This is a genomic window from Candidatus Bathyarchaeia archaeon, assembly GCA_035935655.1.
GTDB lineage: Archaea > Thermoproteota > Bathyarchaeia > 40CM-2-53-6 > 40CM-2-53-6 > 40CM-2-53-6.
Window position 1 is genome coordinate 147,359 of sequence record DASYWW010000046.1, and the last position, 25,893, is coordinate 173,251.

Annotated in this window: 27 protein-coding genes; 18 read left to right on the forward strand and 9 right to left on the reverse strand. The window is 52.2% G+C overall.

Annotated elements, in window-relative coordinates; genetic code table 11:
- Positions 1 to 12: 12 nt before the first annotated feature.
- From VGS11_09810 to VGS11_09820, 3 genes are read right to left on the reverse strand one after another with little or no spacing between them, the layout of a single operon-like run.
- The gene (locus tag VGS11_09810; protein ID HEV2120381.1) at positions 13 to 384 is read right to left on the reverse strand and encodes a nucleoside triphosphate pyrophosphohydrolase family protein; all 372 of its coding nucleotides are present in this window, start codon (positions 382 to 384) and stop codon (positions 13 to 15) included.
- Complete coding sequence (locus VGS11_09815; protein ID HEV2120382.1) at positions 381 to 1,661, reverse strand: FMN-binding glutamate synthase family protein; 1,281 nt, start codon at positions 1,659 to 1,661, stop codon at positions 381 to 383. Before VGS11_09815 ends, VGS11_09810 begins: the two co-directional genes overlap by 4 nt.
- Entirely contained in the window at positions 1,643 to 3,040 is a 1,398-nt protein-coding gene (locus VGS11_09820; GenBank protein ID HEV2120383.1) for a glutamate synthase-related protein, read from the reverse strand. The genes VGS11_09815 and VGS11_09820 overlap by 19 nt, the downstream gene beginning before the upstream one ends.
- Before the next feature lie 137 nt (positions 3,041 to 3,177).
- On the opposite strand from VGS11_09820, the gene VGS11_09825 reads away from it, so the two are divergent.
- The 13 genes from VGS11_09825 to VGS11_09885 all read left to right on the forward strand — a co-directional run bounded on the left by VGS11_09825 (position 3,178) and on the right by VGS11_09885 (position 15,412).
- Positions 3,178 to 3,972 carry an SAM-dependent methyltransferase gene (locus VGS11_09825; GenBank protein ID HEV2120384.1) on the forward strand — a complete coding sequence of 265 codons (795 nt, stop codon included), beginning with the start codon at positions 3,178 to 3,180 and terminating at the stop codon, positions 3,970 to 3,972.
- 141 nt (positions 3,973 to 4,113) lie between these two features.
- Entirely contained in the window at positions 4,114 to 5,364 is a 1,251-nt protein-coding gene (locus VGS11_09830) for a hypothetical protein (protein HEV2120385.1), read from the forward strand.
- Entirely contained in the window at positions 5,357 to 6,124 is a 768-nt protein-coding gene (locus VGS11_09835; GenBank protein ID HEV2120386.1) for a MinD/ParA family protein, read from the forward strand. Before VGS11_09830 ends, VGS11_09835 begins: the two co-directional genes overlap by 8 nt.
- 10 nt (positions 6,125 to 6,134) lie before the next feature.
- Positions 6,135 to 6,716 (forward strand): V4R domain-containing protein, encoded by a 582-nt coding sequence (locus VGS11_09840; GenBank protein HEV2120387.1) that lies wholly within the window; start codon positions 6,135 to 6,137, stop codon positions 6,714 to 6,716.
- Positions 6,717 to 6,849: 133 nt separating this feature from the next.
- Positions 6,850 to 7,155: a hypothetical protein gene (locus VGS11_09845; GenBank protein ID HEV2120388.1), complete on the forward strand. Its 306-nt coding sequence runs from the start codon at positions 6,850 to 6,852 to the stop codon at positions 7,153 to 7,155.
- Between the two features lie 57 nt (positions 7,156 to 7,212).
- The gene (locus tag VGS11_09850; GenBank protein ID HEV2120389.1) at positions 7,213 to 7,833 is read left to right on the forward strand and encodes a hypothetical protein; all 621 of its coding nucleotides are present in this window, start codon (positions 7,213 to 7,215) and stop codon (positions 7,831 to 7,833) included.
- A 230-nt stretch (positions 7,834 to 8,063) separates the two neighbouring features.
- Positions 8,064 to 8,486 (forward strand): zinc ribbon domain-containing protein, encoded by a 423-nt coding sequence (locus VGS11_09855; protein ID HEV2120390.1) that lies wholly within the window; start codon positions 8,064 to 8,066, stop codon positions 8,484 to 8,486.
- A 165-nt stretch (positions 8,487 to 8,651) separates the two neighbouring features.
- A complete protein-coding gene (locus tag VGS11_09860; GenBank protein ID HEV2120391.1) occupies positions 8,652 to 9,566 on the forward strand; it encodes a hypothetical protein in 915 nt (304 codons plus the stop codon).
- Positions 9,567 to 9,644: 78 nt separating this feature from the next.
- Positions 9,645 to 10,367 carry a GNAT family N-acetyltransferase gene (locus tag VGS11_09865; GenBank protein ID HEV2120392.1) on the forward strand — a complete coding sequence of 241 codons (723 nt, stop codon included), beginning with the start codon at positions 9,645 to 9,647 and terminating at the stop codon, positions 10,365 to 10,367.
- A 204-nt stretch (positions 10,368 to 10,571) separates the two neighbouring features.
- The gene (locus tag VGS11_09870) at positions 10,572 to 10,781 is read left to right on the forward strand and encodes a hypothetical protein (GenBank protein HEV2120393.1); all 210 of its coding nucleotides are present in this window, start codon (positions 10,572 to 10,574) and stop codon (positions 10,779 to 10,781) included.
- Positions 10,732 to 12,075 carry an LAGLIDADG family homing endonuclease gene (locus tag VGS11_09875; GenBank protein HEV2120394.1) on the forward strand — a complete coding sequence of 448 codons (1,344 nt, stop codon included), beginning with the start codon at positions 10,732 to 10,734 and terminating at the stop codon, positions 12,073 to 12,075. The genes VGS11_09870 and VGS11_09875 overlap by 50 nt, the downstream gene beginning before the upstream one ends.
- Before the next feature lie 140 nt (positions 12,076 to 12,215).
- Positions 12,216 to 13,538: an MFS transporter gene (locus VGS11_09880; GenBank protein HEV2120395.1), complete on the forward strand. Its 1,323-nt coding sequence runs from the start codon at positions 12,216 to 12,218 to the stop codon at positions 13,536 to 13,538.
- A gap of 77 nt (positions 13,539 to 13,615) precedes the next feature.
- Positions 13,616 to 15,412 carry a hypothetical protein gene (locus VGS11_09885; protein ID HEV2120396.1) on the forward strand — a complete coding sequence of 599 codons (1,797 nt, stop codon included), beginning with the start codon at positions 13,616 to 13,618 and terminating at the stop codon, positions 15,410 to 15,412.
- 8 nt (positions 15,413 to 15,420) lie between these two features.
- On the opposite strand, the gene VGS11_09890 is transcribed toward VGS11_09885, so the two are convergent.
- From VGS11_09890 to VGS11_09900, 3 genes are all read right to left on the reverse strand, one after another.
- Positions 15,421 to 16,254, reverse strand: coding sequence for an aldo/keto reductase (locus VGS11_09890; protein ID HEV2120397.1), 834 nt, complete (start codon positions 16,252 to 16,254; stop codon positions 15,421 to 15,423).
- Between the two features lie 440 nt (positions 16,255 to 16,694).
- Complete coding sequence (hemC, locus tag VGS11_09895) at positions 16,695 to 17,624, reverse strand: hydroxymethylbilane synthase (GenBank protein ID HEV2120398.1); 930 nt, start codon at positions 17,622 to 17,624, stop codon at positions 16,695 to 16,697.
- A gap of 112 nt (positions 17,625 to 17,736) precedes the next feature.
- Positions 17,737 to 18,027: a hypothetical protein gene (locus VGS11_09900; protein HEV2120399.1), complete on the reverse strand. Its 291-nt coding sequence runs from the start codon at positions 18,025 to 18,027 to the stop codon at positions 17,737 to 17,739.
- A 125-nt stretch (positions 18,028 to 18,152) separates the two neighbouring features.
- On the opposite strand from VGS11_09900, the gene VGS11_09905 reads away from it, so the two are divergent.
- The 3 genes from VGS11_09905 (at position 18,153) to VGS11_09915 (ending at position 22,324) form a co-directional block, all read left to right on the forward strand.
- The gene (locus VGS11_09905; GenBank protein ID HEV2120400.1) at positions 18,153 to 18,689 is read left to right on the forward strand and encodes a hypothetical protein; all 537 of its coding nucleotides are present in this window, start codon (positions 18,153 to 18,155) and stop codon (positions 18,687 to 18,689) included.
- A gap of 62 nt (positions 18,690 to 18,751) precedes the next feature.
- Entirely contained in the window at positions 18,752 to 19,381 is a 630-nt protein-coding gene (locus tag VGS11_09910) for an O-methyltransferase (GenBank protein ID HEV2120401.1), read from the forward strand.
- 183 nt (positions 19,382 to 19,564) lie between these two features.
- Positions 19,565 to 22,324: a vitamin B12-dependent ribonucleotide reductase gene (locus VGS11_09915; protein ID HEV2120402.1), complete on the forward strand. Its 2,760-nt coding sequence runs from the start codon at positions 19,565 to 19,567 to the stop codon at positions 22,322 to 22,324.
- A 9-nt stretch (positions 22,325 to 22,333) separates the two neighbouring features.
- On the opposite strand, the gene VGS11_09920 is transcribed toward VGS11_09915, so the two are convergent.
- Together VGS11_09920 and VGS11_09925 are read right to left on the reverse strand one after the other, a co-directional pair.
- Positions 22,334 to 22,639, reverse strand: a complete 306-nt coding sequence (locus VGS11_09920; protein HEV2120403.1) for an NfeD family protein — start codon at positions 22,637 to 22,639, stop codon at positions 22,334 to 22,336.
- A 74-nt stretch (positions 22,640 to 22,713) separates the two neighbouring features.
- A complete protein-coding gene (locus tag VGS11_09925) occupies positions 22,714 to 23,559 on the reverse strand; it encodes an LLM class flavin-dependent oxidoreductase (protein HEV2120404.1) in 846 nt (281 codons plus the stop codon).
- 239 nt (positions 23,560 to 23,798) lie between these two features.
- Between VGS11_09925 and VGS11_09930 the strand changes: the two genes are divergently transcribed.
- Positions 23,799 to 25,028 (forward strand): hypothetical protein, encoded by a 1,230-nt coding sequence (locus VGS11_09930; protein ID HEV2120405.1) that lies wholly within the window; start codon positions 23,799 to 23,801, stop codon positions 25,026 to 25,028.
- 11 nt (positions 25,029 to 25,039) lie between these two features.
- Complete coding sequence (locus tag VGS11_09935; protein ID HEV2120406.1) at positions 25,040 to 25,336, forward strand: winged helix-turn-helix domain-containing protein; 297 nt, start codon at positions 25,040 to 25,042, stop codon at positions 25,334 to 25,336.
- Here the strand turns inward: VGS11_09935 and VGS11_09940 are convergent.
- Positions 25,333 to 25,851 carry a hypothetical protein gene (locus VGS11_09940; GenBank protein HEV2120407.1) on the reverse strand — a complete coding sequence of 173 codons (519 nt, stop codon included), beginning with the start codon at positions 25,849 to 25,851 and terminating at the stop codon, positions 25,333 to 25,335. The genes VGS11_09935 and VGS11_09940 overlap by 4 nt on opposite strands.
- Positions 25,852 to 25,893 lie beyond the last annotated feature (42 nt).

Consider the following 25,893-nt stretch of genomic DNA (forward strand, 5'->3'; position numbering starts at 1 on the left):
GTTCTCACACGGTCACATCGTTTCTAAGATCGGTTGGAGGTCGGGTGGTCTGTAGTTCTTAGCCTTCTGTATCTTACCATTAATGACGCGGACATCGGGATCTCCCTTGCTCATGTTCGACCTGTGGACCTCTCTGAAGATGGGTTCTAGATCTATTCCGTAGGACACCCCTGTCCCATAGATCACGTAAAGGAGATCGGCGAGTGCGTCAGCTATCTTGACCAGATCCTTATCGTTCGCCGCCTTCTCGAATTCTCCCAGTTCCTCCCGAATCAGCCTTATCCTCAGTTCCTTGGTCGCTTGATCGACGAGGCCGGGAGAGGAGCGGATGAGTACTCCGAACATTTTGTGGAATTCTTTGGCCATCTGTTGTTGTGAATTCATTTGTATCTCACCAGCAGATCCTTTCTTCCTCGGAGATCCTGGACACTCTTCAATCCGAAACCAGCTAGTATGGATCTCAACCGCTTGGTCCAAGCTGTGTAGAGATTGACAATTCTCTTCTCTCCCCATTCAGGCTCGATAAGCCGTGACAGCTCCGGGTCTGTTGTCGTTATGCCGACCTGGCAGCCGCGTCCTCTCTCACAATTGCCACAATGAGTACAACCAACAGCAACCGCTTCCGCCGTCGCTACCACACACCCATCAGCTCCTAGAGCGATCGCCTTCGCGATATCGTCAGCTGTCCTGATGCCGCCGCTAGCTATCAATACGATATCGTCCCGGACGCCTTCCGATACGAGATAATCGTGGACCTTCGGAATCGCATACTCAACCGGCATCGCAATGTTTTTTTTCGCAATTTCTGGCGCCGCCCCCGTCCCACCATACCCACCGTCGATATGGATGATGTTCGCCCCAGCATAGTAGCTCCCAATCGCTACCATATCCACATCAGTTGGCGTGGACACTTTCACAGATACCAACGCTCGAGGATTCACAGTCTTGATCCAGTCAACATGCTTCTTGTGATCTTCAACTGAGTAAACGCTATGGAAGGGAAACGGCGAGTAAAGACTGGTAAACATGGATGACTCCCGCATCTTCGCAACCTCCGACGTCACCTTATCCGCCAGCAGATGCCCGCCGAGACCCGGTTTCGCGCCTTGAGCGTACTTGAACTCGACAATCGGAGCGTACTGTATCGTCTCCTCCCGAACCCCGAACATTCCTGTCGCCACCTGCGTAATCACATGATTCCGATACGGAACAATATCATCCGGATAACCACCCTCGCCAGTCGACGTGAAAGTATCCAGCTTCTTCGCAGCCCTCGCCCTCGCAAGCATGAAGTTCAAACTGATTGAACCAAAGGACATCCCACCACCATAAATCGGCAAAGGAATCTTGATTTTCCGACCTTCCCCCCTCTTGTTTAGAGAAATTGAAAGGTCAGCATCGCGTTCATCGATCTTTGCGAAACCATTGTTCTTCCAGCCGAGAACATCAAAACCCCCACCTGAATTCCCAATCTTGTACTCCAGATCGTTTTCCGGTAAATCCCCGGTTAACGCCATCTCGTAGGTCGCCAAGATCAACTCCGCGGTCCAGCGCTTGTTTCCCAGCCCCGCCGGCAACCCATGACGAAGAGACGGAAGAACCTCTAACCCGTGATGGATTCTCTCCGAATGCTTCTCAACAATCAGCTCTTGGTTGCCCATGGTATCCCCTTGAACGACTGCTCCCTAAGCTCCGCGTCCATCATCGATCTTCCAATATCCCCGCGCAACCGTCTAACATCACGCATTCCCATAGCGCTGAGAATCTCGATCAACTGATCATGCCAGACACCGAAGAGATTCACAAGACGCTGAGCACCCCACTCTGGATCAATTTTTCTTGGTTTCAACTGACAGTCTGCCCTATCCCGGGTCTCCCCCTTGAACTCCGCTTGGAGAGCGACGAGAGTAGTTGTGTCAATACCGACAAGATCCGCGCCGCAGATAATCGCCTTCGGAACATGCTCCGCCAAAGTTATCCCTCCACTCGCGATAATCGTGACTTGGTCCCGCAATCTCTCCTTCACCAACCGCTGATGGACCTCCTTCAGAGATTGGGAGATGTGCTTCGGCTCCTTCGAGTAATCCTGGCCATGATAATCAGCATACAGATGCAAGCCGTGCACTCCCTCCCGTGCTAGCTTGCACGCTTGATCTCCCGTGTCCTCTCGGAGAGGCAATCGAGCAATAACAATGGAGCGTGAAAGCCCGCTAGCCAGCTTATCGAACAAATCCGACTTCTCAGCATCATATTCCACTATTGATGAAGGGCTTTCGAGGACGTCCTGAACGCTCTCCTCGTCAACAACTGGTATGAGATTTCCGGGGCCGAAATCGAAAGCAGTTCTTTGTCTCGAGATATAGAACGTCCCGAGCTTCTCTGCCGCCATTCCAACCGCCGACCTAGCAGCCCTATCCCCTACAGGAAGCTTGTCGAAGATTATCGGAACAGGAATTTCTATTGTCCGAGAAGCCTGGTCGATCTTGGCAAAGTCGACACTGGTAGGTTTTCTGCCAATATCCACACTGGTCGAGATGTACTCCCGACCATACACGCCGTCCCTTGTGGGCCGAACAATCTCTGACATGTCCGTCCATATACCATCAAACCCCTCCCCACCAAACGCGCCCTTGTAACCCATCCCCTTCACCGGAATCTTCCCAGTCGACGCCTCATTCCATATCGTGAACACGGCCTCAGGCGTCCAGAACGAATCACCCAGTCTCTTGTAACTTTCAGAATGTTTCACCGTCATAATGTGCGGATATTCCTGGACACACCTCATGCACCCAACACACTTGTGCTTCAAGGGCTTGAAACCGCCAAACCGTCCCCCGAAGACGCCGTAGATGCACGGCCTACTCAGAACGACTTCCTTGTTGAGCTTGTACTCGAAAGCCTCATGCACAAGCATAGCCGCAAGCCGCACTTTCTTCGCGCTCACGTCAAACTTGTTCGGAATCTGATGCACATGCGGAGCAGGTTTCGTCTCTATCTTGAAACGCTCATAATTGGAGGGCTTGATAGTTTCATTTTCCAAGTACCATGCCCTCTACAAACGCACAGGAAGAGGGGAATTTGTCGAACAAATATAAGTTCTCTGCGAGTCGGACCGAACGTTCGTCCAGAAATTCCGCTGGTCGGAAATCCCCCCGAATATAAGGACACCAAGGCATTATGATCAGGCGGAAAATGGTTGCAAGAAGTCCGGACGAGTTCGAGAGACTGATTGCAGAAGCACAATCACAGAAATTCTCGGGATGGGATTTCTCGTGGCTCAGAAACCGGCTCGTCGAAGAAACCCCGCCCTGGAATTACAAACGGCAGGTAGCAAAGGAATTTCCCAAGATCAAGTCTCTTCTCGACTTGGGAACCGGGGGTGGCGAACTTCTTTCTTCCCTTGGACAACTTCCTAGCCGAACCTTCGCTACAGAAGGATACTCGCCGAACTCGGTCATCGCAAGGGACAGGCTGAAACCGCTACGCGTCGACGTGATACGGACATACTCTGAAGACAATACGAATAGACCCCAAGTGGGCGCGTTGCCCTTTCGCACTGAATCATTGGACATGATAATCGACCGGCATGAATCTTTTGTCCCTAGCGAAGTCTACAGAGTTCTGAAGAGGGGCGGGATCTTTTTGACGCAGCAGGCAGGATCTTCAAACTATCCTGAACTAAACGAATTTCTAGGTGCTTCGAACGTCGAAGCACTTTGGGACCTGCGGGTGGCTAGGCAACAGATAAGCGAGGCAGGTCTCCGTGTGACCGCTGGACGAGAAGCCCGACTTAATTCACGTTTCAGAGACGTAGGTGCGGTAATCTTCTTCTTATTGGCTGTTCCATGGCAGCTTGAAGGGTTCGTTGTAGGTCGCTACTTGGACAAGCTCAGAGAGTTGCATGGATTGATCGTTCGAACCGGAAGCTTTCGGGTTACAGCTCGAAGATTCTATCTCAGGTGCGTGAAATAATAGGCGTACTTAGCTTGGGTACCTAGCGGTGACCTATGGTCTCAGTTTACAGTAACGTGAGCCTTTAGGCAGAACCGTTTTCCTTCCATTTCGCTAAGCAATGCCATGGACGGTCGCTCTTCGGCTTCTTCCGCGGGAACAGTGAGCGAGGTGCTTCGCCGGAGGATCCCAGCCATCCTAGCCGTCTTGCTCCTAGTCCTTTCTGCAGTAAGCCAGCTCTTACCCGCACATGCGGCTGCAACCTTGGCGATCAATCCAACCAGAACGCAGGAGGGCAGCTCGTCAGGGGTGACCCTAGTCTTAACCGTCAGAGGCGTTGTTGGAGGGCAGAGCTACAGCGACTATTGGGCTGTCAGTGATCCTTCAGGGAAGAACTATACCATAGCCACGACAAGTGTCGCTTCGCCCTCAGGCAACTATACTCTCAACGAGGTCTACCCTCGCGACTTCGGGGTGGGAGCGGGAATCACCTACGTCGGCCAATATTCAGTAGCCATCTTCCAGACAGCGCCTACCATTTCACTCCTAGGAACTGGACAATTCGGAATAGGGATCACGGACAAACTTCTCTACCAGCGTACACAACTGGTCTCCATCAAAGCCACCGGATACAAAGCCAGTGAGACAGTAACGCTCTACATAACCAAAGGAGGAATCGCCGCTCCCGGATACCCCATTCGTGTCCCGGCAGACGCGAGCGGCAACGTCATCACAAGCTGGCTAACGACCGCCAGAACACTGACCGGCAACTACACAGTCTCCCTCAACGGGGCGACTACAGGCGCCAAGAACCCTCCTGACTCACAATGGTTCATCATTCTCCCCGCGAGCCTAGACCTCTCCCCCATTGCCGCAGCCAATTCAGCTAACTCTCTATCAGTCTCGACCTCGGTCACTCAGCCTGACGGATCAAACTTCATCCGAGGAAACGTCACTGGTCAATTCTCCCTCTCAGGGACCGAAATTGGAACCCCGATAAAGCTGCTCTACGACCAGGTGCGAGGCAAATGGACAGGAAACTACACCGTTCAGAGCACTGATCCAGAAGGAGCATGGACCCTACAGGTCACCGCCATCGATCCCTACGGAAACAACGGCCAGGGCTCAACCTCTCTCTACGTCATCCCTCCTCCCGCGCCTGCTCCCCGGCCACCCCCGGAGAATCAGCTCGCAAGCCTCTGGTTCCTCACAGTCATAACAATGATCGCGGCAAGCGCGCTGATCGGTTTCGTATTTCTGAGACGAAAAAGAATGCTCCCACCACATCTGCAGGTTGACATGGAGGCAGTTGACGTCGAAGCCTCACGATTCATGGACCAGGACTTCTTCAAGTCAATTCAGGAACAGCTCGCGAAGAACAAAGACCCTCTGGAAGGAGAGAAGCATGGTTAGGAGCATCGCCGTCCACTCGTTCAAGGGCGGAACAGGGAAAACTACCATAACCGCAAACCTAGCGGTCGCACTCGTCTCGCATGGAAAAAATGTCGGCGTAATGGACATGGATCTCGAAGGGCCGGGATTGCATGTTCTCTTCAACGTAGACCCCGAACAGATCCCGCACACCCTCAACGACGTTCTACTGGACAAGGCCCGAGCGGAAGAAGCCGCAGTGCCGATGAACGATCGGCTCGGCCTCAAGGGCCAGGGGAAGCTCTACTTCAGCCCGGCCAGCACAAAAATCGAGGAAATGTTGAAGACTCTTCGAACAGGGTTCGAAGTCGAATCCTTCTCGAAAGCTGTCTCAAAACTCCAGGACCAGTTCGAGCTTGACTATCTTCTCATCGACACTCACCCTGGACTGGAGAACGACACACTTCTCGCAATGGGCGTTTGTAATCATCTACTCATCGTCTCAAGACTCGACCACCAGGACATATTCGGAACCGGCGTACTGGTCAAGGTTGCCAGTAACCTAGGAAAATCCACCCATCTGATTGTCAACATGATACCTGCAGGCTTGAAAAGCTTCCAAGCATCGAAGCTGGCAAACGGCATCGGAGACCAGTTCAACGTACCTGTAGTAGGCTGGCTCCCATTCTCCGACGAGGTTCAAAGGTCTCTAAGCAGATCAGTGTTCATCCTATCCGAGCGAAGACACTCGATGACAGCTAAGTTTCAGGAGCTAGCGAGACAAGTGGAGCAGTTCAGCTAGGAGAATCACCATGTCCGGGTCAACAGATCGTTTCGCGGCCAATGGTATTCGTCGGCTGGTTGGTTCGTTAAACTCCATCAGATTCAAGGATGAAATCGGTGAAGTCGAGTATTTTGGGCAGAAGGTCGTTATGCTCCGCAGGGACGCCTTCTCTTTGATGCGCAAAGAAATGATGCGTATCAGCGGCAACTCAGCGAACATTATCCTCGGAATAGCGGGCCGCCGCGTGGGAACCGAGGAAGGCAAGGCTCTCTTGTCGAAGGCCCAGGCCCTCGGATTGAAGACTCCTCAGGCCATGCCAGAATTCGTACGAGTAGCGGTGGAAGAGACAAACATGGGCTTCGGAAAGATTCAGGTCGACGAGTTGAACCTAGAATCCGGACAAGCAAGTGTGTCCATCGCTAACAGCTTCGAATCAGAGCCCGTTGCTAGTTCCCCGAGGCCCGCGTGTATCTTCACTCTGAGCTACCTTGAAGGAATATTCTCCCAGTTGATCGCGAGAGATGTTAGAGGAAGGGAGGTAGACTGTAGAGCTAAAGGCGACAAGCTATGCCGATTTATCCTCCTGCCGGAACCCAGTCCCGGATCCTAGGACGACCCGACGGCTCACTGCGAAGCACTGATGAGAGCTGTACCGGTTAACATTGGTAAACTTGGGTTTGGACCCATGGGTTTTGGCCTGACTTGAACCAAGCGGTTGTCCAGAAGAATTACGATATCAAAGTATGAGTCTTAAACTCCTGGCATCCCCCGACAATCCATGTTCTACATCGGTGTTCGAAAATATCGAGTTTCGATATTATCTAGTTTCGAAATTCTCGACGCTAGAGACTTTCCTTATCTTCCCATATCTGTCAACCGGTGTTTTGAAGAAAAAAATGGTCAATGACAAGACAATCAAGATAGCCAGCGTCTTACTCCTACTTTCCGTCTCTGCCCTCGCGGTCATGGCTTTAGGCGTCAGAGCAACACTAGCCTGTGTTCCTGTCTCTACAAGCAGGGGCCCGCTCACAACCGCTGCAATGGATTAGACTACCGGAACAATCGACGCAACCAATTGTGATATCGGCGATTACATCACCAGCAGCATTAGCGTCTCCGGATTGACCGTTCATGACGCGAACCAGTACGGCATCTTCGTCGACTCAGGAGGACTAGTACCATCTGCAATAACGGTCTCAATTTCGTCAGCGATAATCTACAACATTGGCGCCCACACAACGCTCGGCGCATTCCAACCGAACGGAGTCCAGACTGGCATCGGAATTATCTACGACAGCGGAGCGGGCGGACCCACCGCAACGGGCACCATAGACTCCAGCAACGTATACGCCTATCAGAAGGGGGGAATCGAAGCCAATCACAATAGCAACGTAACTACGACTAACAACATCGTCACGGGACTTGGACGTGTAGACTTCATTGCCCAGAACGGCATCGAGTATGCGAGAGACGCGATCGGAGTAATTCGCGGAAACACCGTATCCGCCAACTTCTACACAGGACAAACAGGAATACTAGCGAACGGCTCACCATGTGGAGGGGCCAACCCACCATGCCCACCGGGACGCCAGTATGTCTCGTGCGGAATACTACTGGTCCTAATCGACCCCAATCAGATTCAGAGAGGACAAAACGACCTCAACGCTAAGGCTCCAAACGACAACCAGAGAAACTTCGCCGTCGTCACCGACGCCATAACTGACTAGTCTGGCTGAAAAACAAAAAGGGCTAGCTAAGCCCTTCTCCTCCCTTTTCTACGCTCCAAGACACGGACAGGTTCATCTTCAACTTAGGCAAAGCTAGACTGCATATTATCGAGACAACGCCATTTAGTGAAGCGCTAAGCCCCGTCCTTAATCTGACATCGGTAACATATCGCTCATGAGGAGGGAGCACCCTGGGGGGCGGTATTCCATGACCCGATCGTGAAGCGTCATTGACTCCAAGATCTATGGACACTCTCGGTCTCCTGATTATAGCGCTTGGCGCACTCTTCGTCGCGTTAGGAGGGGCGTACTTCTATCAGCTTTTTCAAACAATTTCGGTGGCGGGAACGACTGGGACAGCCGCTGATCTTACGCGACTCAGCAACAGCATGTTGGCCATGCCTATCCTCATTACGCTAACGATCTTCGGGCTCGGGATGCTCACTGTGGGAGGGAGCTTCATGGCAAGCGCACACATTACCGACCAGTTGTTGGCCGGAAATCGTGTCGGTCAGAACGTTGCTACGCAGACATCATCTGACATGAGACCTACAAGGATGTGTATCAAGTGCGGTACTCTGCTCTACCAAAACTCTGCCTTCTGCCCGAGTTGCGGCAACCCCGTTGCGACAGTTCCCAAGACCTCCTCTTAGGATCGGGGCGAGATAGAGAACTGTTCTTCATGAGTTGAGAACTCATGCTCCTGTCCACTTGTGTACATCGCGCTTAAGTGTCCTGTACCCCTGTTTCTTGTCTGTTAGGGGAGGTAGAGGAGCTTCCGAAGACATCTCGTCTCCAGAACGATCGTTCTCACACAGTTGACGCTCATGGTCGTCGGGACTGTTAGTTTCACTAGACCAGTTCTGGCAACGAGCCCTGACTTCACCATGTTCGCTAACCCAGGCAAGGTCAGCATACCGTTAGGATACTGGGCTGAGACAATGCTCACCTTTACGAGCTTGAACGGTTTTACAGGCACAATCCACCTTGCAACTGTGGTTGGACCTGACACGGGGCTTGTTGGAGCGGGCTTCTCGACGGGGATGACGCTGAGCCCTGATAGCAGTTTGAGCACGGACCTCCAACTAACTCCCGGAAGCACCACGGGCGACTACACCCTGATCGTCAATGCAACGATTGGTTCCGTGACGCACTCCCTCCCGATACCGATCACAGTGTCACCGATCTCAGGTCCAGACTTTGTCACAAGAACCTGGGGATCATACTCCACCCTTCAATCATGGAACATCGCAATACCGGAACAGATCGTCAGCATTGGCGGCTTCAACGGCCAGGTGCACATGTCAGCCACAATCGCGCCGAACGTTCCTAACGCTCCCGCGATATCTTTTCGGCCAAGCAGCATCAATCTCATAGCAGATACCACGGTGAGCTACTACACCGTTGTCTCGACAGTCAGAACAACCCCGGTCGGCAATTACATTGTGGCAATCTCTGCAACGAGCGGGACAATATCTCATGTTTACCAGGCGGTCATAATGGTTGGAGACTACCGACCACAGCCCGAAGAGCCTTCACCAGGCAACAACACCACGACAAATGACAATCATTCCTCGCCCGGATCAACCACGAACAGCTTCACGGCTCTCGACAAGGCATCCTCCGCATTATCCTCGTTAAGGTCTCTGTGGTGGCTGCAAGTGATAATCGGACTCTCAATTGTGACCGTGATGGTTTCTCGAAAGAGAAAACTCTCAGGGAGCAATGACTAAGAGAACATCAGGAACCGCGCTTCAGACCCTCATTCTACTGTCTTTCGATTATCGATAGCATATTCTTTTCTCCGAGATATGGCAGAGACTCTTGTTGACAGCTGCTTGATCGTGGGGCAAGACCGATCGAGCCTCTTGGATAATCCTGTATGGAGCGCCCTCTCTACGACTCACAGGTCGTTCGCAGAAGGAGATAGGCTAGCCAAACGTTACCCAGTTGATGTCGCGCCGTTTGCCGCGACACGCGATCAAACCTCAGAGTCATATCAGTCCCTTGCACAATTGCTCGGTCCCGGAGAAACCGCCGCATTCCCTCTATCCACTATGCCTGATCTTCCCTCTGGCTGGACCGTTGTTTTCAAGGTGAATTCTGCACAGATGGTATGGAATGGCTCAGTGCCCTCGCCTGTCAAACATAGCATCGAGGAGCTGAGCATTTCGCAGGTTGATGAGATGCTCTCGCTAGTCGAGCTGACCAAGCCCGGCCCATTCTTCAAACGAACACCCGAACTAGGATCATACCTCGGAATCCGCGAAGCAGGCCAACTAGTAGCAATGGCAGGGGAACGACTCCGACCTCTCGGACATACCGAGATCAGCGCTGTCTGCACCCACCCCGAATACCGGGGTCGTGGATACGCCAGTTCACTTGTTTCTGCGCTCATCCAAAAGATCACAGCAAGAGGTGAGATTCCTTTTCTTCATGTCCGCACCGAGAATGCTGGAGCAATACGTGTCTATGAGAAGCTAGGCTTCAAAACCAGGCGAGTCATAGAAATCACAGTTGTGAAAAAAGACTAGTCGGCTATTACCAGAGACGAAGCAAAATCGTATTCCAGAACATTTGGAGTCCATCGAACCTTCGCAATGTCTCCCGGAGACAGGTAATTCGATAGTACTATGGAGACCGTCCCCCGGTTTCGATTCGCTTAACCTTCTTCCACTATACGTTGGTTATCCGGCGAGACGGATAGTAAAAGAGGAGAAACGGCCACGCGCTACATATTGACCGTTGACTTCGAAGAAGACAATGATATCGACAGTTTCATCCGGTTTGTCCAGTACCACAGCAAGCGCCTGAAGTGTCCCAGCAAGGACGTGTTCATCCGGCTCGCTCACGAATGGGAAAAACAGCTGGTGAGCCACCCTGAGCCAAACAACGGCATTGGAATCAAGAAAGAGAAGAAAAAAACGCTCAAAGAACCATCCGAGTAAGTTCAAGATCCGGGTACGATACAAGTACCACTACTACCGCTGGATCAACACCCAAGACTACGGCAGCTTCAAAGACATCTACGAAAAATACAAAGACAAAGGGTACTCCTTCTGGTGCGTGCCAAAGGGAGACTCAGTGTTCACTAACCCCGGATTAGAATCGATGGGCGAGCACCTAGACTCGATAGTATCGGCGAATGGAAACTATGAGCTTCCATCTCGATACTTTGAGAGAGACTATGCCGGCGATCTTGTTGTCGTAAAGCCATTCCTTCTTCCGGAAACGAGGTTGACTCCGGAACATCCTGTCTTAGCCTGCGAGTCAAATCCGCAAAAATCGAAGTGGTACGATCGTCAATCGAGACCATCGCTCAAGAAGACTTGGAAGTCCGCCGGAGAGCTAACAGAGAATGATTGGGTCTTCTTCCCACGATTCAGAGGGAATCGAGAAGGCGATCCTGAGCTCCTCTATCTTCTAGGGCTGTACATGGCTGAAGGATACCCCACTGGCAACCAGGTATACTTCGCACTCGGACGCACAGAACGGCAACTTGCCGAACACATCCTTCGGATGGCAGAAAAACACTGGAACGTCAAAGGCACGATCAACCGTCACAGAACCGGTCTTCTCGTACGCTTTTCCAAACCATCTTTTGCGGATTTCATGAGGAAAGAGTTTGGCAGCAGAGCGGTCAGGAAGAAGATCCCATCGTGGATTCTTGAACAAAAAGATCCTCAACCCTTCCTCGAAGGATGGCTAAAAGGAGACGGGTTCAAACGTGGAAACACGTGGAGACTCACAACGTCATCCAAGACGGCCGCGTACCAAGCGCTGCTCATGGGTTCTCGGCTCGGCATTCTGCCGGCCATTTACGAGGATGACAGAAAGGAGCGAGGGATGATCCAAGGGCGAAAGGTCAACGCGAAGCCCTCATACGAGATTCGATTCCATCAAGACGGCAGCAAGTATTCAAACAAGGAAAGTCACGTTGTAAAGACGGATAACGGATTCTGGGTCAAGATAAACAAGATCGAGCGAGAGAAATTCTCGGGCAAAGTCTGTAACATGGAGACGCCGTCAAACACCTACCTTCTGTCCTTCATCGTACACAATTGCGCGGATCTACCACCGGAATATTCCAGCCAGGACGGAACATGGACAGGCTACAGGCTAGACGGAGACAAGACTCATACAGAATCTACACTGAAGAGGTATGGGCGCCACAAGGCGTGGATCGACAGCAGCTACAAGTTCGAAGGAAAGCCAGTAATCCTCGTCTATAATGCAGCCTGATAAGCCAGCGAATAATTTCTGATTTTCTCAGGTCTGTTTTTCAGAATCGTAAAATGTCTATTCGTCACTGCACGTGACTGTCAATTGTAACCACGTGAAGTGAGCGACCCTTAAGAACCGGAATTAGATCTTAGCTCGGCATGGAGACGACGGTCGAGAGAGAGACGCTCTGGCAGAATTCCGATTTCCTGAAGCTCTGGACCTCTGAGACCATCTCCCAGTTTGGCAGCCAGTTCACCGGGCTAGCCCTTCCTCTAACAGCCATCATCATTCTGGGCGCAAAGTCCGTAGAGGTCGGAGTACTCAACTTCGCGGGCTCCGTTCCGTGGCTGCTCTTCGGGCTGATAGCAGGGGTCTGGATCGACCGGCATCGCAAACAGCGCATTATGGTCACATCCAACATTCTCCGGGGCACAATACTTGCTCTGATTCCAGTCACCGCCGCCTTAGGAATCATAACCAAACTTGGCCTTCCATTTCTCTACGCGATCAGTTTCTGCGTCGGGTTCCTACAGGTCTTCTTCGACATCACATACCAATCATACCTGCCCTCTCTCGTACGCAGGGACCAGCTGGTCGAAGGAAATCGCAACCTACAAGCGAGCGCCTCCACCGCCCAGGTTGCGGGACCTACGATAGCGGGAATTGTCATCAGTATAATCACCGCGCCCATCGCTATTGCCGTTGACGCTGCCTCGTTCTTCGCGTCCGCACTTTCGCTAGGACGGATAGGTCATGAAGAGGTGATCGACACTGAAATCGTGAGGCCTTCGGTACTCGCTGATATCCGAGAAGGGCTCCATGTGGTTTTCGGCAACAGAATGCTTCGGATGATCGCAGGTTGTACAGGAACTTCCAATTTCTTCGGAACCGCGCTGGGCACGCTCTTTCTGCTCTACCTCATCGAGCCTAGCCCCGCTGGACTTGGAGTTTCTGAGAATCTGGCGGGAGTCACTGCCGGAATTATCTTCAGCGTGGCAAGCGTAGGCGCTCTTGTCGGCGTGGCGGTCTCTACTCGGGTGGCTAAGAGTATTGGAGTTGGACCCGCCATACTCGTGAGCATCCTCATTGCTGGACTTGGCGCCATTCCTTACTACCTGTCTGGCTCTCTTACCGCCTCTCCCCTCCTTACCATAGGAGGATTTGGGGTCAACTGGAGCATGCTAGCCATCATGGGAGGTCAGTTCGTCAGCTTCATCGGGACTATCGTATACAACGTCAACCAGGTCAGCTTGAGACAGGCAATCGTTCCACTTCGTCTCCAAGGACGGATGAACGCGACAATGCGGTTCTTGGTCTGGGGAACAATACCTCTAGGGGCGATTGCTGGTGGACTACTGGGAGAATTTCTGGGACTACGGACCGCGATTGGGATAGCCATACTCGGGGGCTCGTTGGCGTTTCTCTGGGTTCTATTTTCCCCTGTCCGTTCGCTCAAGACAATACCTCAGCACACGGAATAGAGAAACGGCCTCTTCGGATCGTCCAAGCTGAGAGTCCTCCGATTCCCTTATACTTACGCCATCCTAGATGATCGGGAGTGCTTCTGAAACAGTTTCTCGCCCTCTCGCTCATCCCTCTGTTGCTCATCTCATCGTCAGCACACGCTACACCCCAGCAGGTCCCCTACCTGTTCGAGAGGCTCTGGGGAGGCTCACAGCAAGACTTTGCGACCAGCATCACGCCCGTGGGTCAAGGGAATTTTCTAGTTTCAGGTCAGACAGAGATCTTCGGAAATAACCGCACGTTCATCCTGAAGATCGATTCAGGAGGAAATCTCGTCTGGCAACGAACCTGGAGCGGCCCTGGATTTGCTTGGCCTGGAAACCTGGCTGCTGACTACGCAGGAAACGCGTACGTGGCTGGGTACACGGCTTTCCTAGATAATTCGAACCATGTTTTTCTTGTGAAGATAGATGGGAACGGCAACCTCGTTTGGCAAGAACTGCTCGACGGTCTTCTCGATGGCCGCGTGGCCGTAGATCCCCTTGGAAACGCCCTTGTAACAGGGTACACATTCGGCTCGGTTGTCCTCTTGAAGATCGACCCTTCAGGGCCGATCATATGGCAGAGATCCTGGCGAGAGATGGACGTCCGAGCCTATGCGGTTGCGACAGACCATGGAGGAAATGCGCTGGTAACTGGAAGGATCAACGACACAGGGTCTGGTAACCAGGGCGCTCTAGTGCTCAAGTTTGACCCGTCCGGGAAACTTGTCTGGCAGAGAGTGTGGGGCGTCAACGGTGATACCGGGCAAGGAATATCCTCTGATCTTCTCGGCAATGTCTACGTAACCGGCTACCATAACACTCCCTTGGGAGCCGCTAACCAGGATGCGTTCATCCTGAAAATTTCTCCATCCGGTGATCTCGTGTGGCAGAGGACTTGGAGTGGGGGCAGATCCAACTTTCCCGCGAATGTTGGAGCCCAATTCCTCGGATATGGGGTCGTTACGAACTCTTCCGGGAACGTCTTCGCGACCGGCTCAGCTACCGTAGCGTTCTCAAGCATACCATCGGACACGTGTGCTTGCATGTTCATTCTAGAACTTGATTCAACCGGGGCGATCGTGTCTCAGAAGATATGGGGAGGCCATGGAAATGCTGGCGGCCGGGCAATAGCTCTGAATCCATCCGGAGGAGTTGTGATAAGCGGCATCGTGGATCATGGCCTCCACTACACCATCGGGACATCAAATTTCCCCATAGGAACACCGACATTCGGGTTCGGCGTGCCGATGGGTCTAGTAAGCAACGCCACCTACACTCTCGTCCCCGTTCAGGGAAGCCTTTCCACCCCCGCTGGAACTCAGAATTATGCGGGAGGTAACGATGCTTTCTTCCTATTCCTTCCGGCCGGGAATCCCCAGCTGGTCGTCTACGAGGGTTTCCAAGAGATTGCGATACCTGGAGGTCAAAGAAATGTTTTCTCGCTATCGATAGAAGCGGGCAACGATCTTGTTTACAACGCCTCCGTCACGATCTCCTCCAGCGATCCATCGTTGGTCCCTTTGACGAATGAGTTCACAAATTCCGAAAGTTATGGGACCCCTCACCAGTTTGACGCGTTTCACTCAGAAACGCTTTCGATCACGGTTAATGCCTCCGAGCCTGGATTCACGAGTGTTCTAGACCAAAGACAGTTCGGAGTAGGTCCTTCTCCCCCTTTTCTAACACAGTTCCTAATCCCACTTCTCCTTGAAGCCACTGCCCTCTTTACCGCCATAGCCGCCCTGGCCATTTGCATACTACTCCTACTTAGGGGTAGACGCATTGGATCCGAAAGCGAATCCTTTCCGGTCCAGCATAGGAAGTTCCAACAGTGGACTAATCGTTGAAGCTCCGATTAAGAGAACGCGACATTCAGTCTAGTTTGCTCTTCGCTGGGGAGTTTCCAGTCCGCGACATTTGCGTTTTCTCGTACGTGGCCATTGTCGGATGCCTTCGGTATCGCTACGACATTATCATGCTGTAAGACCCAGGCTAGGGCGACTTGGTTTCGGGATCGACTATGCCTCGTTGCGATTTCATCGAGGACTTTGAATGCTGGGCCCTTTCCCCTCGGAATCTTTCCTTGACCCAGCGGGCTGTACGCGATGACGGTCACGCTTTCCTTTTGACAATGATCGAGGAGTCCGCTTTCAGGGCTTCTGTCGACTAGGCTGTATTCGATCTGGTTGGAAACTATCTTCTCATGCGAGAGAGACTCTTGCGCCTCCCTCAACTGTTCAATGGAGAAATTGCTTACTCCGATAAACCGGATTAGACCATCGTTCACGAGCTTCTCCATTGCCCGCATTGTCTCGGCGATGGGAATCTTCGGGTTCGGCCAGTGCAGCTGGTAGAGGTCCATCTGTTTTCGGTTTAGCCTCTTCAAGCTCATCCGGGCAGAATATAGAACGTCATCGTATGCGAAGTGGCGTGGAGAAACCTTGGAGGCGAGGAAGACCTGTTCGCGGCGTCCCTCGAGCGCTTGAGCCACAACCTCCTCGCTGTGGCCCGCACCATACATCTCCGCAGTATCGATGAGATTCATTCCAAGTTGAAGTCCGAGCCTGATAGCTTCAACCGAGGCCTTGTCTGTGGCAGAGTTGGGACCCATCTCTCCGCCCATTCCCCAGGTCCCTTGCCCGACAATCGGAATAGACTCGCCTGTCTTACCGAGGAGTCTATACAGCAATCAACAAACGACCTTGACCAGGATAATAGGTTCAGAGTTTAAACTCGCGTAAGAATATCGGCAGAAGGACATCATTATGTGTCACGAAAATGCTCCCCCTTGAACTCTGGAGATGCCTAACTCTCCCAAATAATATCCAGCCATACCCAAAAATCGCCCATTTTCAGCCCTGATTTGCGATCTGAAGCATCCCTCATGTCTCGTCTAGAAATCATTCGTGAATCGCTGAATAGAGCAGGTTAACTCACTAGCCATCCAAGCTAGTATCCCGCCATGATCAGCCTGTCTCGCCCATTATCCCTTCCAGACAGGAGATCCTCTAGGAAAAAGGGAGGGTATTAACGAGAGGGTCTCAAGACTCAAGAGCGGTTCCCCCGAAACCGGACTTACCCAGGTCGCTTAGCAGGCATTCTACATTCATCTTCTACTCGTCTGTTCCCTTAACGGTGCGCGTTTCTCCAAGTCTCCTCGATCCTGCTTGCACCGTTCGCGACAAGTTCCTCTCGCATCTCATGGGCGAGCTTTAGGCCGTCAGCCGTGAGCCCTGTCCTCTGAGCGAACACTCTTTCTTTTCCGTCAACTGAGAGAATGCACGCTCTTATCTGAATTCGGTCTCCCCTTGCCTCCGCCAGCCCCGCCACGGGAACTTTGCTGGTCTCCTCAAGACTCCGTACGAGTTCTCTTTCCGCGTTTATCTCAGCCCTGGTCGCCGGATCCTCTATGCTCATTAGTGTCTCGATAACTTTCAGATTGTCCCGGCGTGCAACAATCGCCAATGCTCCCTGACCAGGTGCCGGAATGAAATCGTCGATTGACAATCGTTCTGAAATTCTCTCAGCCATACCTAGCCTTGCTAGCCCAGCCTCAGCGAGTATGACCGCATCGAACTCGCCCCTGTCCATTCTCTCAATTCTTGTCTCGACGTTTCCGAACAGTGGCTCAGGCTTCACATCAGGCCTAGCTCGTCTAAGCTGGGCAACTCTGATCGGACTACTCGTTCCAATCCTCGATCCCTTTGGCAGATCCTTCAACTGCATGTCCGTATCGCTAACGAGCACCTCAGCTGGCGATCCTCTCTCCGGAACACACGCGATTACAAGTCGAGTATTCCTGTAGCTGACAGGGACGTCCTTCATGTTGTGGACTGCGAAGTCGATTCTCCCCTCCGAGACCGCTTCGTCAACCTCCCTGTCGAACGATCCCTTCAGTTCTAGAAAGAACAACGACCTCCTCGAATCCCTGTCACTAGAACTCTCAATGATCTTCCGATCGATCTTCAAACCTGGATTCTTTTGCCTAATCCGATCAACTACATGATCGGTCTGAGTCAGAGATAGCCTGCTGTTCCGGACTCCGACCTTGAGAAATATCCTCGAGTCACCGTGGCAATAGTTTCACGATAGCGATCGACCGCGCAGCGCCCAGATGACTCAGCAAGAAGATTTCATGCGATAATAAGACTTCACGACATACCCCATATCGTCAGAAGACAGACGAAGGCAGGTCCGAACCTGGAGCCTTGTCAGTCTTATGCGTTCCCGTCAACGTTTTTACCACGTCCTCTAGCCTCGGATGGGTCTTTTGGAGTCGTATCTCGTCCTCTTCGAAACCCATCTCAGCCATGCCATGATCGCTTAGGAACTTCGCCGCCCAGGACACAGCGTTTCCCGGAATCCTCAACTGTTTGGATATCTCGTCCAGCTTGTGCCAGGCCCCATCCACAATATGCATCCAGACGTACCAGAGTAGCATCGGTCGGGGTCCGCCAGGCAATGTCTTAGAGGCTCCGGAATGACAACCTCCTCCCGTATCCTACTAACCCTAGTGTAACTGTGCGAATTTTCATGCAGTAACATGCAAGTGAACCATTACCAACTCAACCAGAATCTCAACCGTTCATGGGCCCGAGAGGAAAAGTTCTCACCTCGCTCCTCCTGATCATCATAATCATTGTTGCCGTCTGGCAGTTCACAAGCCCCGCACTCATACCGTCAGTCGGCACGAAATACCTCTCCTCAACACAATACGCCAACCGCGGAGGCTGGGTGCAACTCGAAGTTTCCGGCTACGGCAAAGTCTTCCTGATCGTCTCCATCGCCAATCTGACCTATCCTCGAACCACGCTCCCGACCTCATACTCGATAATCGTCAGCAAGGCGAACGAAACTGCTCTTCCCTCGTACATGCGCGGTTTCACCGTGAAGCTCACCTCTCTCAAAATCCAAGACAACTACGACGGTTCCACCTCAAGCTGGGCGCCAACGGGCAATTTTCCAGACGCTGTCCAAGCTACGACCCTCTTCAACTTCAAAACCTCAGCCAACCATCAGCTCAGATTCATGATAAGCTATCAGCTCTACGAAATTCTCACCATTGGATCACTCGTAGATCATTCCTCAACACAATCATACAACATAACCCAGAATGTCGTCTGAGCAGTATTCCAATTTCTAAAGGATTATTTATCCCGCCGCGAGGCTCGTCTCCGATCCGAGTTTTGGCCATAACATACGACTATATCGACGATTACCTGTACCGCATCGCCCAACCAAGAGATCTCCTTCTTCAGAAGATGGAGGAGGAAGCAGAGTCAGGAGCAGTCCCTATCATCGGACCCTTGGTCGGCCGGCTCCTCTACAACCTCGCTCGCAGCAGCCAGAGCAAGAAAGTCCTCGAAATAGGAACAGCCATCGGCTACTCAGGAATATGGCTCGGACGAGCAGTCGCACCACTCAACGGATCCGTCACAACCATCGACAAAGATCCCGAACGTGTCAAGATAGCTGAGAAGAACATTGCCGAGGCCAAGCTCCAGAAATTCATCAAGGTCCTCAAAGGAGACGCTCTACAGATTCTACCGACTCTCAAAGATGAATATGATCTGGTCTTCCTTGATTCTGACAAGGACATCTACTTGGACGCGTTCAAGTTGAGCGTGATAAGGCTCCGGAGAGGCGGATTATTCGTCGCTGACAACACATTGTGGGGTGGCGACGTTGCTAAAGGTGGCAAGTCAGAGCTGACCCAGACGATGATCAAGTTCAACAAGGAAGTATCCCGCTACCCAGGACTGTCGACAGTAATCGTTCCACTCCGCGACGGTGTCCTGGTCGGTTTGAAAGAGTAGATGTTTCAGAAACCATTGCACTCTAATGTGCATATACGCCGGGAAGTTTTTCCTAGTTACACTACAAGTTTATACGATTCTGTACAAATCTCTTTAATTAGCGGCCACGATGGTGGTAAGCTACTCCTGCAGTTCTCGCTCCGAAACACGGGGAAGAAGAAGTAGAGGAGTTAGGTAAGAACAATGGAAATCCAACAAATACCGAAGGTTCCCCAAGGGGAATTCCGATATCAAAGGTCCTATACAAAGCCAGGAGTCCACCCATACGACGCTGTAAAATGGGAGATCAGGGACGCAGTCATAACAGACCACAAAGGACAGGTGATCTTCGAGCAAAAGGGCGTCGAAGTTCCCTCATTCTGGTCCCAGACCGCCACAAACATTGTCGCCTCGAAATATTTCCGAGGCAGACTCGGAACCCCTGGCAGAGAAAGTAGCGTCAAACAACTCATAGGCCGTGTCGCGGGAACAATCGCCCGCTGGGGCCGAAAAGGAAACTACTTCCTAGACGAAGAGGAAGCCGATAATTTCGAGTCAGAACTCACACACATCCTCCTCCACCAGATGGCTGCCTTCAACAGCCCCGTATGGTTCAACGTAGGAGTCGAAGACCGTCCGCAATGCTCTGCATGCTTCATCAATTCTGTTCAGGACGATATGCGATCGATAATGCAGCTCGCCCAGACAGAAGGCATGCTATTCAAGTACGGATCCGGAACAGGATCAAACCTCTCATCCCTCCGATCATCAAAAGAACACCTGTCAACAGGTGGAAAGGCAAGTGGCCCCGTCTCATTCATGAAGGGCTTTGACGCGTTCGCAGGCGTCATAAAATCCGGTGGACGAACCCGTCGAGCCGCAAAGATGGTCATTCTCAACGTCGACCATCCCGACATTGAGGAATTCATCTGGTCTAAGGCGAAAGAGGAGAAGAAGGCTTGGGCTCTAATCGACGCTGGCTACGACGGCGCCGTTGACGGAGAAGCTTACAGCTCTATCTTCTTCCAGAATGCCAACCACAGTGTTCGTGTCACAGACGAGTTCATGCACGCGGTGACGGAGGACAAGGAGTGGAAGACCCGATACATCACAAATCACCAGGTAGCGGATGTCTACAAGGCACGGAACCTGATGAGAGAAATGGCCGAGGCCGCTTACATCTGCGGCGACCCTGGAATCCAGTATGACACGATAGTCAACAAGTGGCACCCATGTCCGAACACGGCTCGGATCAACGCGTCCAACCCGTGCTCTGAATACATGTTTCTCGACGACTCCGCATGCAACCTCGCCTCACTGAACCTCATGAAGTTCAGAACCCTGGATGGAGAGTTCGATGTCGAATCTTTCGAACATGCAACCGATGTCGTGATCAGCGCCCAGGAGATTCTCGTCAGCAACGCAGGCTACCCTACCCAAGCCATAGAGAAGAATAGTCACGACTTTCGTCCGCTGGGACTTGGCTACGCAAACCTTGGCGCTCTGCTCATGGCGCGAGGCCTACCTTATGATAGCGACGAAGGCCGAAACTACGCCGCCGCCATATCTGCCCTGATGTCCGGCAGAGCATACGCAACATCCGCCCGGATCGCCAAGAGGTTAGGTCCGTTCAAGGGATACACTGTAAACGAGAAGCCCTTCCTCAACGTTATCGACATGCACCGGGCCCACGCATACAAGATTCCTTCCGAAGGAGTCTCAGAAGAGCTCTTGAAAGCAGCAATGAAGTCCTGGGATGACGCTCTCTCGTTAGGCGAGAGATTCGGATTCAAGAACGCCCAGATATCTGTCATCGCACCGACCGGAACGATCGCGTTCATGATGGACTGCGATACCACCGGCATCGAGCCCGACATCGCCCTGATCAAATACAAATGGCTCGTCGGAGGCGGCGTAATCAAGATCGTCAACAACACCGTCCCCGAAGCGCTAACAAAACTCGGCTATTCCAAGACCGAGGCCACTGAGATTCTCAAATATCTCGAAGACCACGATACCATCGAAGGCGCTCGAGGTCTCAAGCAAGAACACCTAGCCATTTTCGACTGCGCGTTCAAACCTGCGAAAGGAACGAGAAGCATACACTACATGGGTCATGTCAAGATGATGGCCGCCGTCCAACCCTTCATTTCCGGCGCCATATCCAAGACCGTGAACATGCCTGGCAATGTCTCCGTGGACGAAATAGTCGAGACCTACATCACCGCTTGGAAGATGGGATTGAAAGCCATCGCCATATACCGTGATGGCTCGAAGAGAACCCAGCCGCTAACCACAACCATCCAGGATAAGAGCAAAGCAGCCGAGAAGACGAAGGAGCAGGTGGTCTTCAAACCATTCCGACGTCGTCTCCCAGAAGAAAGAGAAGCGATAATCCACAAGTTCTCTATCGCGCAGAACGAAGGCTATCTGATGGTGGGACTATACGACGACAACACGCCCGGTGAAATATTCGTGGTCATGTCGAAAGAAGGCAGCACGATCTCCGGACTAATGGACGCGTTCTCAACCTCCATCTCCCTAGCCCTGCAATACGGCGTCCCACTGAAAGTTCTTGTGAACAAGTTCACACACACACGATTCGAACCTGCCGGCATAACCACCAACCAGGATATCCGATTCGCAAAGTCCGTAGTCGACTACATCTTCAGATGGCTAGGCTTGAAATTCCTTCCAAAAGAAGAACAGGACGCTCTCGGACTCGCCAAGACAACGCTTGAGAACGGAACCCAGGTCAAACTTGTTGAGCCCGTTGGTGCAAAGGCAGCGGCCCCGGCAGCCGCAGAGATGAAACCTCTCGAGCCTCCCGAATTTGCTACTCCTCTCGCGAGCTTCGATAACCAGTCTGACGCGCCTGCGTGTGAGAACTGTGGGATGATAATGGTCCGAGCAGGATCCTGTTACAAGTGCAACAACTGCGGCAACACAAGCGGTTGCGGCTAGAAACCTATTCTACGCTTTCTCGACCATTAGCGTAAACCCGTCAGTTTCCTTAACTCTCACTTGAGTCCCTTTTTGTATTGTCCCCTGCGACGTTTTGGCTGAGTATTCTTCGCTGTTCACGAGCACTGTGCCAGTAGATTCTGAAATGTCGGACGTGGCGCGACCAGTTGATCCCACCAGTCTCTTGAGAGTTTCTTGAGTTAGGTTAGAGGGCGGCTTTGTCTGGCCCGAAAACGCGTAGAACAGGAACCAGATGACGAGGCCTCCGGCAATTACAGCGATGATTCCGTACAGCACTACATCGATGGCGCTCATGCGACATTCCGCGTCAACACAATAACCAAGCCGAGGTTAAGTTTTGCTGCTTGAAATGGTCCGCAGAGTTGAACTTAACGAAAGGATGGCAATATGTTCGTGGCGAAATCCTCCATTGACTCGATGTAGTTCTCTCTACGAAAGGGAACAACCATGTAGTCCCAGCCTTGCTCCTCTGCTTGTTCGCACATTTTCAAGTAATGTTTCGCGTCATATTCTGCGCTAGCCAGTGGAAGATTTCCTGCGACACCGGCAAACGATATTTCCTTGTCTCGACCATGACGCTTGGCCTCATCGTTCACAAGTTTCTTTGCCTCCCCAAAGGTGAATTGTGAAAAAGGTGGGATCAGGCAGATGTCAGCGTATCGCCCTGCCATGAGCAGCATTTTTTTACCAACGCCTCCGAAGAAGAGTGGAGGGCCCGGTTTCTGTTGTGGCTTAGGCTCGAGGATTGCGCCTTTTGACCTGTAGTATTTTCCTTGAAAGTCGACCTTGTCCTCGGTCCAGAGTTTGAGTATCAGTCTTACCGCCTCGTCCGTCTTCTCGACTCGAAGTCGGGAACTGGACCATTGACTGTATCCATCGAACTCGGTTTGTGAGGAGCCGGCTCCGACTCCGAGAATCGCCCTGCCCCCTGAGAGGTTGTCTAGGGTTGAAACCATCTTTGCAAGGATCGATGGCGGGCGCAGCGTGATTGGCGTGACGAGTGTTCCGAGACGAATCGTCTCAGTTCTGGGAGCAATATGTGTTAGAGCGAGCCATGTGTCAAGGGTAGAGTCGCCTCCGAAGTTGCGTCCTCCCATGTAGTGGTCAGGCATGACAAAACCCCAGAACCCAAGTATCTCAGACTCAGACGCAGCGACATCAATCAATTTCCAGTCTGCGGGGGAATTTCCGGTTCCTGCAAGAATGAATTCCAACTCTTCTCATCGAAGTCTTCTGTCTGCGATGGTAAAAAGGGCAGAGCATCTCCGATAATCACTTGATGTGACTACGAGATGTGAACGGACATTATAAGCGCGGACAGCACTGTTCCCTTTCAGAGGCGAAAAACTCATGAAATGTTACACGCGCAAGAACCCTGAGAATATAGAGACAACCGTAACTTGGATCAACAGGAACCCGTTGAGGCTGACACTCCGCTAGGGGGAATAGTCCAATGGGCGATGTTACTGTACCCCGAAATGCTACCGTAAAGCTGGCAAAGGTCGATGGCCAACTTCACCTCCTTGATAGAGCTAGGGTACAGGCGGAAGGAGAATCGCCCATTGAGGTCTCAGGCGAAGTCGTCTGTGATGGAGATGCGGAGTTCGAAGGCAGTCTCGCCTGTTCCAGACTAACCGTCGACCACGGCAGGGTCGAGATAACTGGTGACCTAAAGTCGACGGGCGACATAGAAGTGGAGCATGGAGAGCTGCGAGTCCAAGGTTCTCTCGAAGCCGGTTCGGTAGAGGTTGATGCTCGTTTATTCGTTGGAAAGTCTGCGGCAGCTCACGACTTCGAGGTTGGAGGAATGCTGGACGTCGGAGGCTCAATCAACGCGTCCAAGGTCGATGTCGGAGGCTCATTCAGAGTTGAAGGCGATGCAAATGTCGAGGATATTGACGTCGGTGGCCGGATCGAGGTCACCGGAAAAATTCAGTGCATGAGGCTAGACGCCGGCGGAAGTGCGGAGGTAGGCGGTGGCGAAATTTCTCGATTAATAGATGTCGGAGGCTCGTTCCGATCCTCCAAACCTTTGAAATTCGACAAGATTGACGTCGGAGGAACAGTGGTCTTAGACCAAGGAGGAGAGGGGAGAACTATCGACGTCGGAGGAAGATTCGAAAGCAAAGGAGACTTGACCTTCGAATCGATAGATGTTGGGGGAATGGTTGACATTAATGGAAATGGAGAAGGAGAGGAAGTGGACATCGGAGGCATGCTACAAGTTTCTGGCAACCTCCACTTGAAGCGGGATCTGGAGATGGGCGGGACAGCACGAATTGGAGGAAGCCTACGACTCGCCTCGTTAGAAGTAGGCGGCATGATAGAAGCAGATCTGATAGTCGCTGAGGACGAAGTAGAAGTTGGAGGACGCCTGCGGACAACAAAAGGAACCAAGGCGAAGACAATACAACTCGGTCAAAGGTCAGAAGTAGTAGGGGTCCTTGTTGGCGGCCGCGTAAAGATTGGAGATAACGCCCGGGTTGAAGACATCTATGCCCACACTTTGGAGATGGGCGAGAGGGTCCGAGCTCGAAACGTCTACGCTAAGGCCGCCCGATTCGAGTCTCGCTGTCGAGTAAGTGGCGAGGTAAAGTACAGTGATGAGATCGAGTCAGAGTCTGACGTAGAGTTCGCGCAGCCTCCTGTGAAGACGGGCGATTTGCCAAAGCCACCTCTCTGAGTTGGCTGGGCGTGGCGAAACGGTCTCGTGTCGACATTTATTCTGAGATACTAGAAGCTCTGAAGAGGAGAGGGCCGACGAAGATCACGCGAGTCTCATACGCGGTGGGGCTTCCGGTGGACAGGATCAAGAGATTTCTCACGGATCTCTCCTCCTATGGATTGGTTAGAATAATCACCAGTGAGGATACGTCGTATTCGATAACGCATCGCGGGCTCGAGTTTCTCGAGGCATATTGGAAGCTCGCGAGCTTCCTCAAATTCCTGGGAGAGAAAACGACGCTTGAGAGGGATTCTGGAGAACCCTAAGCGACGTAGCTCTTGTATTCTTTTTCGAATTCTCTGACGATCTCGAATTTCGGCAATCTTCTAGACCTCGACTCCCCATGATGCTGGAAGGTTATCTCCGGAAACATGACCGCCGGGCCGTCAACAGCAAGTCTCGTGGCCGGGTGATCTGGTCCCAGTATTCTAGCGCAGATCTGGCGCGTAAGGCGTCGAACATCTCCTTCATCGGCGTAGCCAAGGGTGTGCAGATATTCGTGGAGTAAGGTGTAGAAGACGTAGGCGTTGATGTAGCGTCTGTCTTTAGCAAGTCGAGTTATCTGGTCTAGAAGGCTTCTGTTCATGACGATGAAGTTGGACCCCATTTGATGGAATGCTCCGATGTAATCGGGCAGATCAGCGAGTCCCAGCATTAGTCCGGTGCGTCGCCGGCCAATACTGGTCTTTACGGATCTCTTGACGAGTTGGAATACTTCTGAAAAGTTGAAGCTTCGATCAAGGCTCTCCGACACATCCATGTTGTTTTGGGGTGATTCCATTCGAGAATTTTCTTCCTAAGCACGTCGTCCAACGTGCTCTAG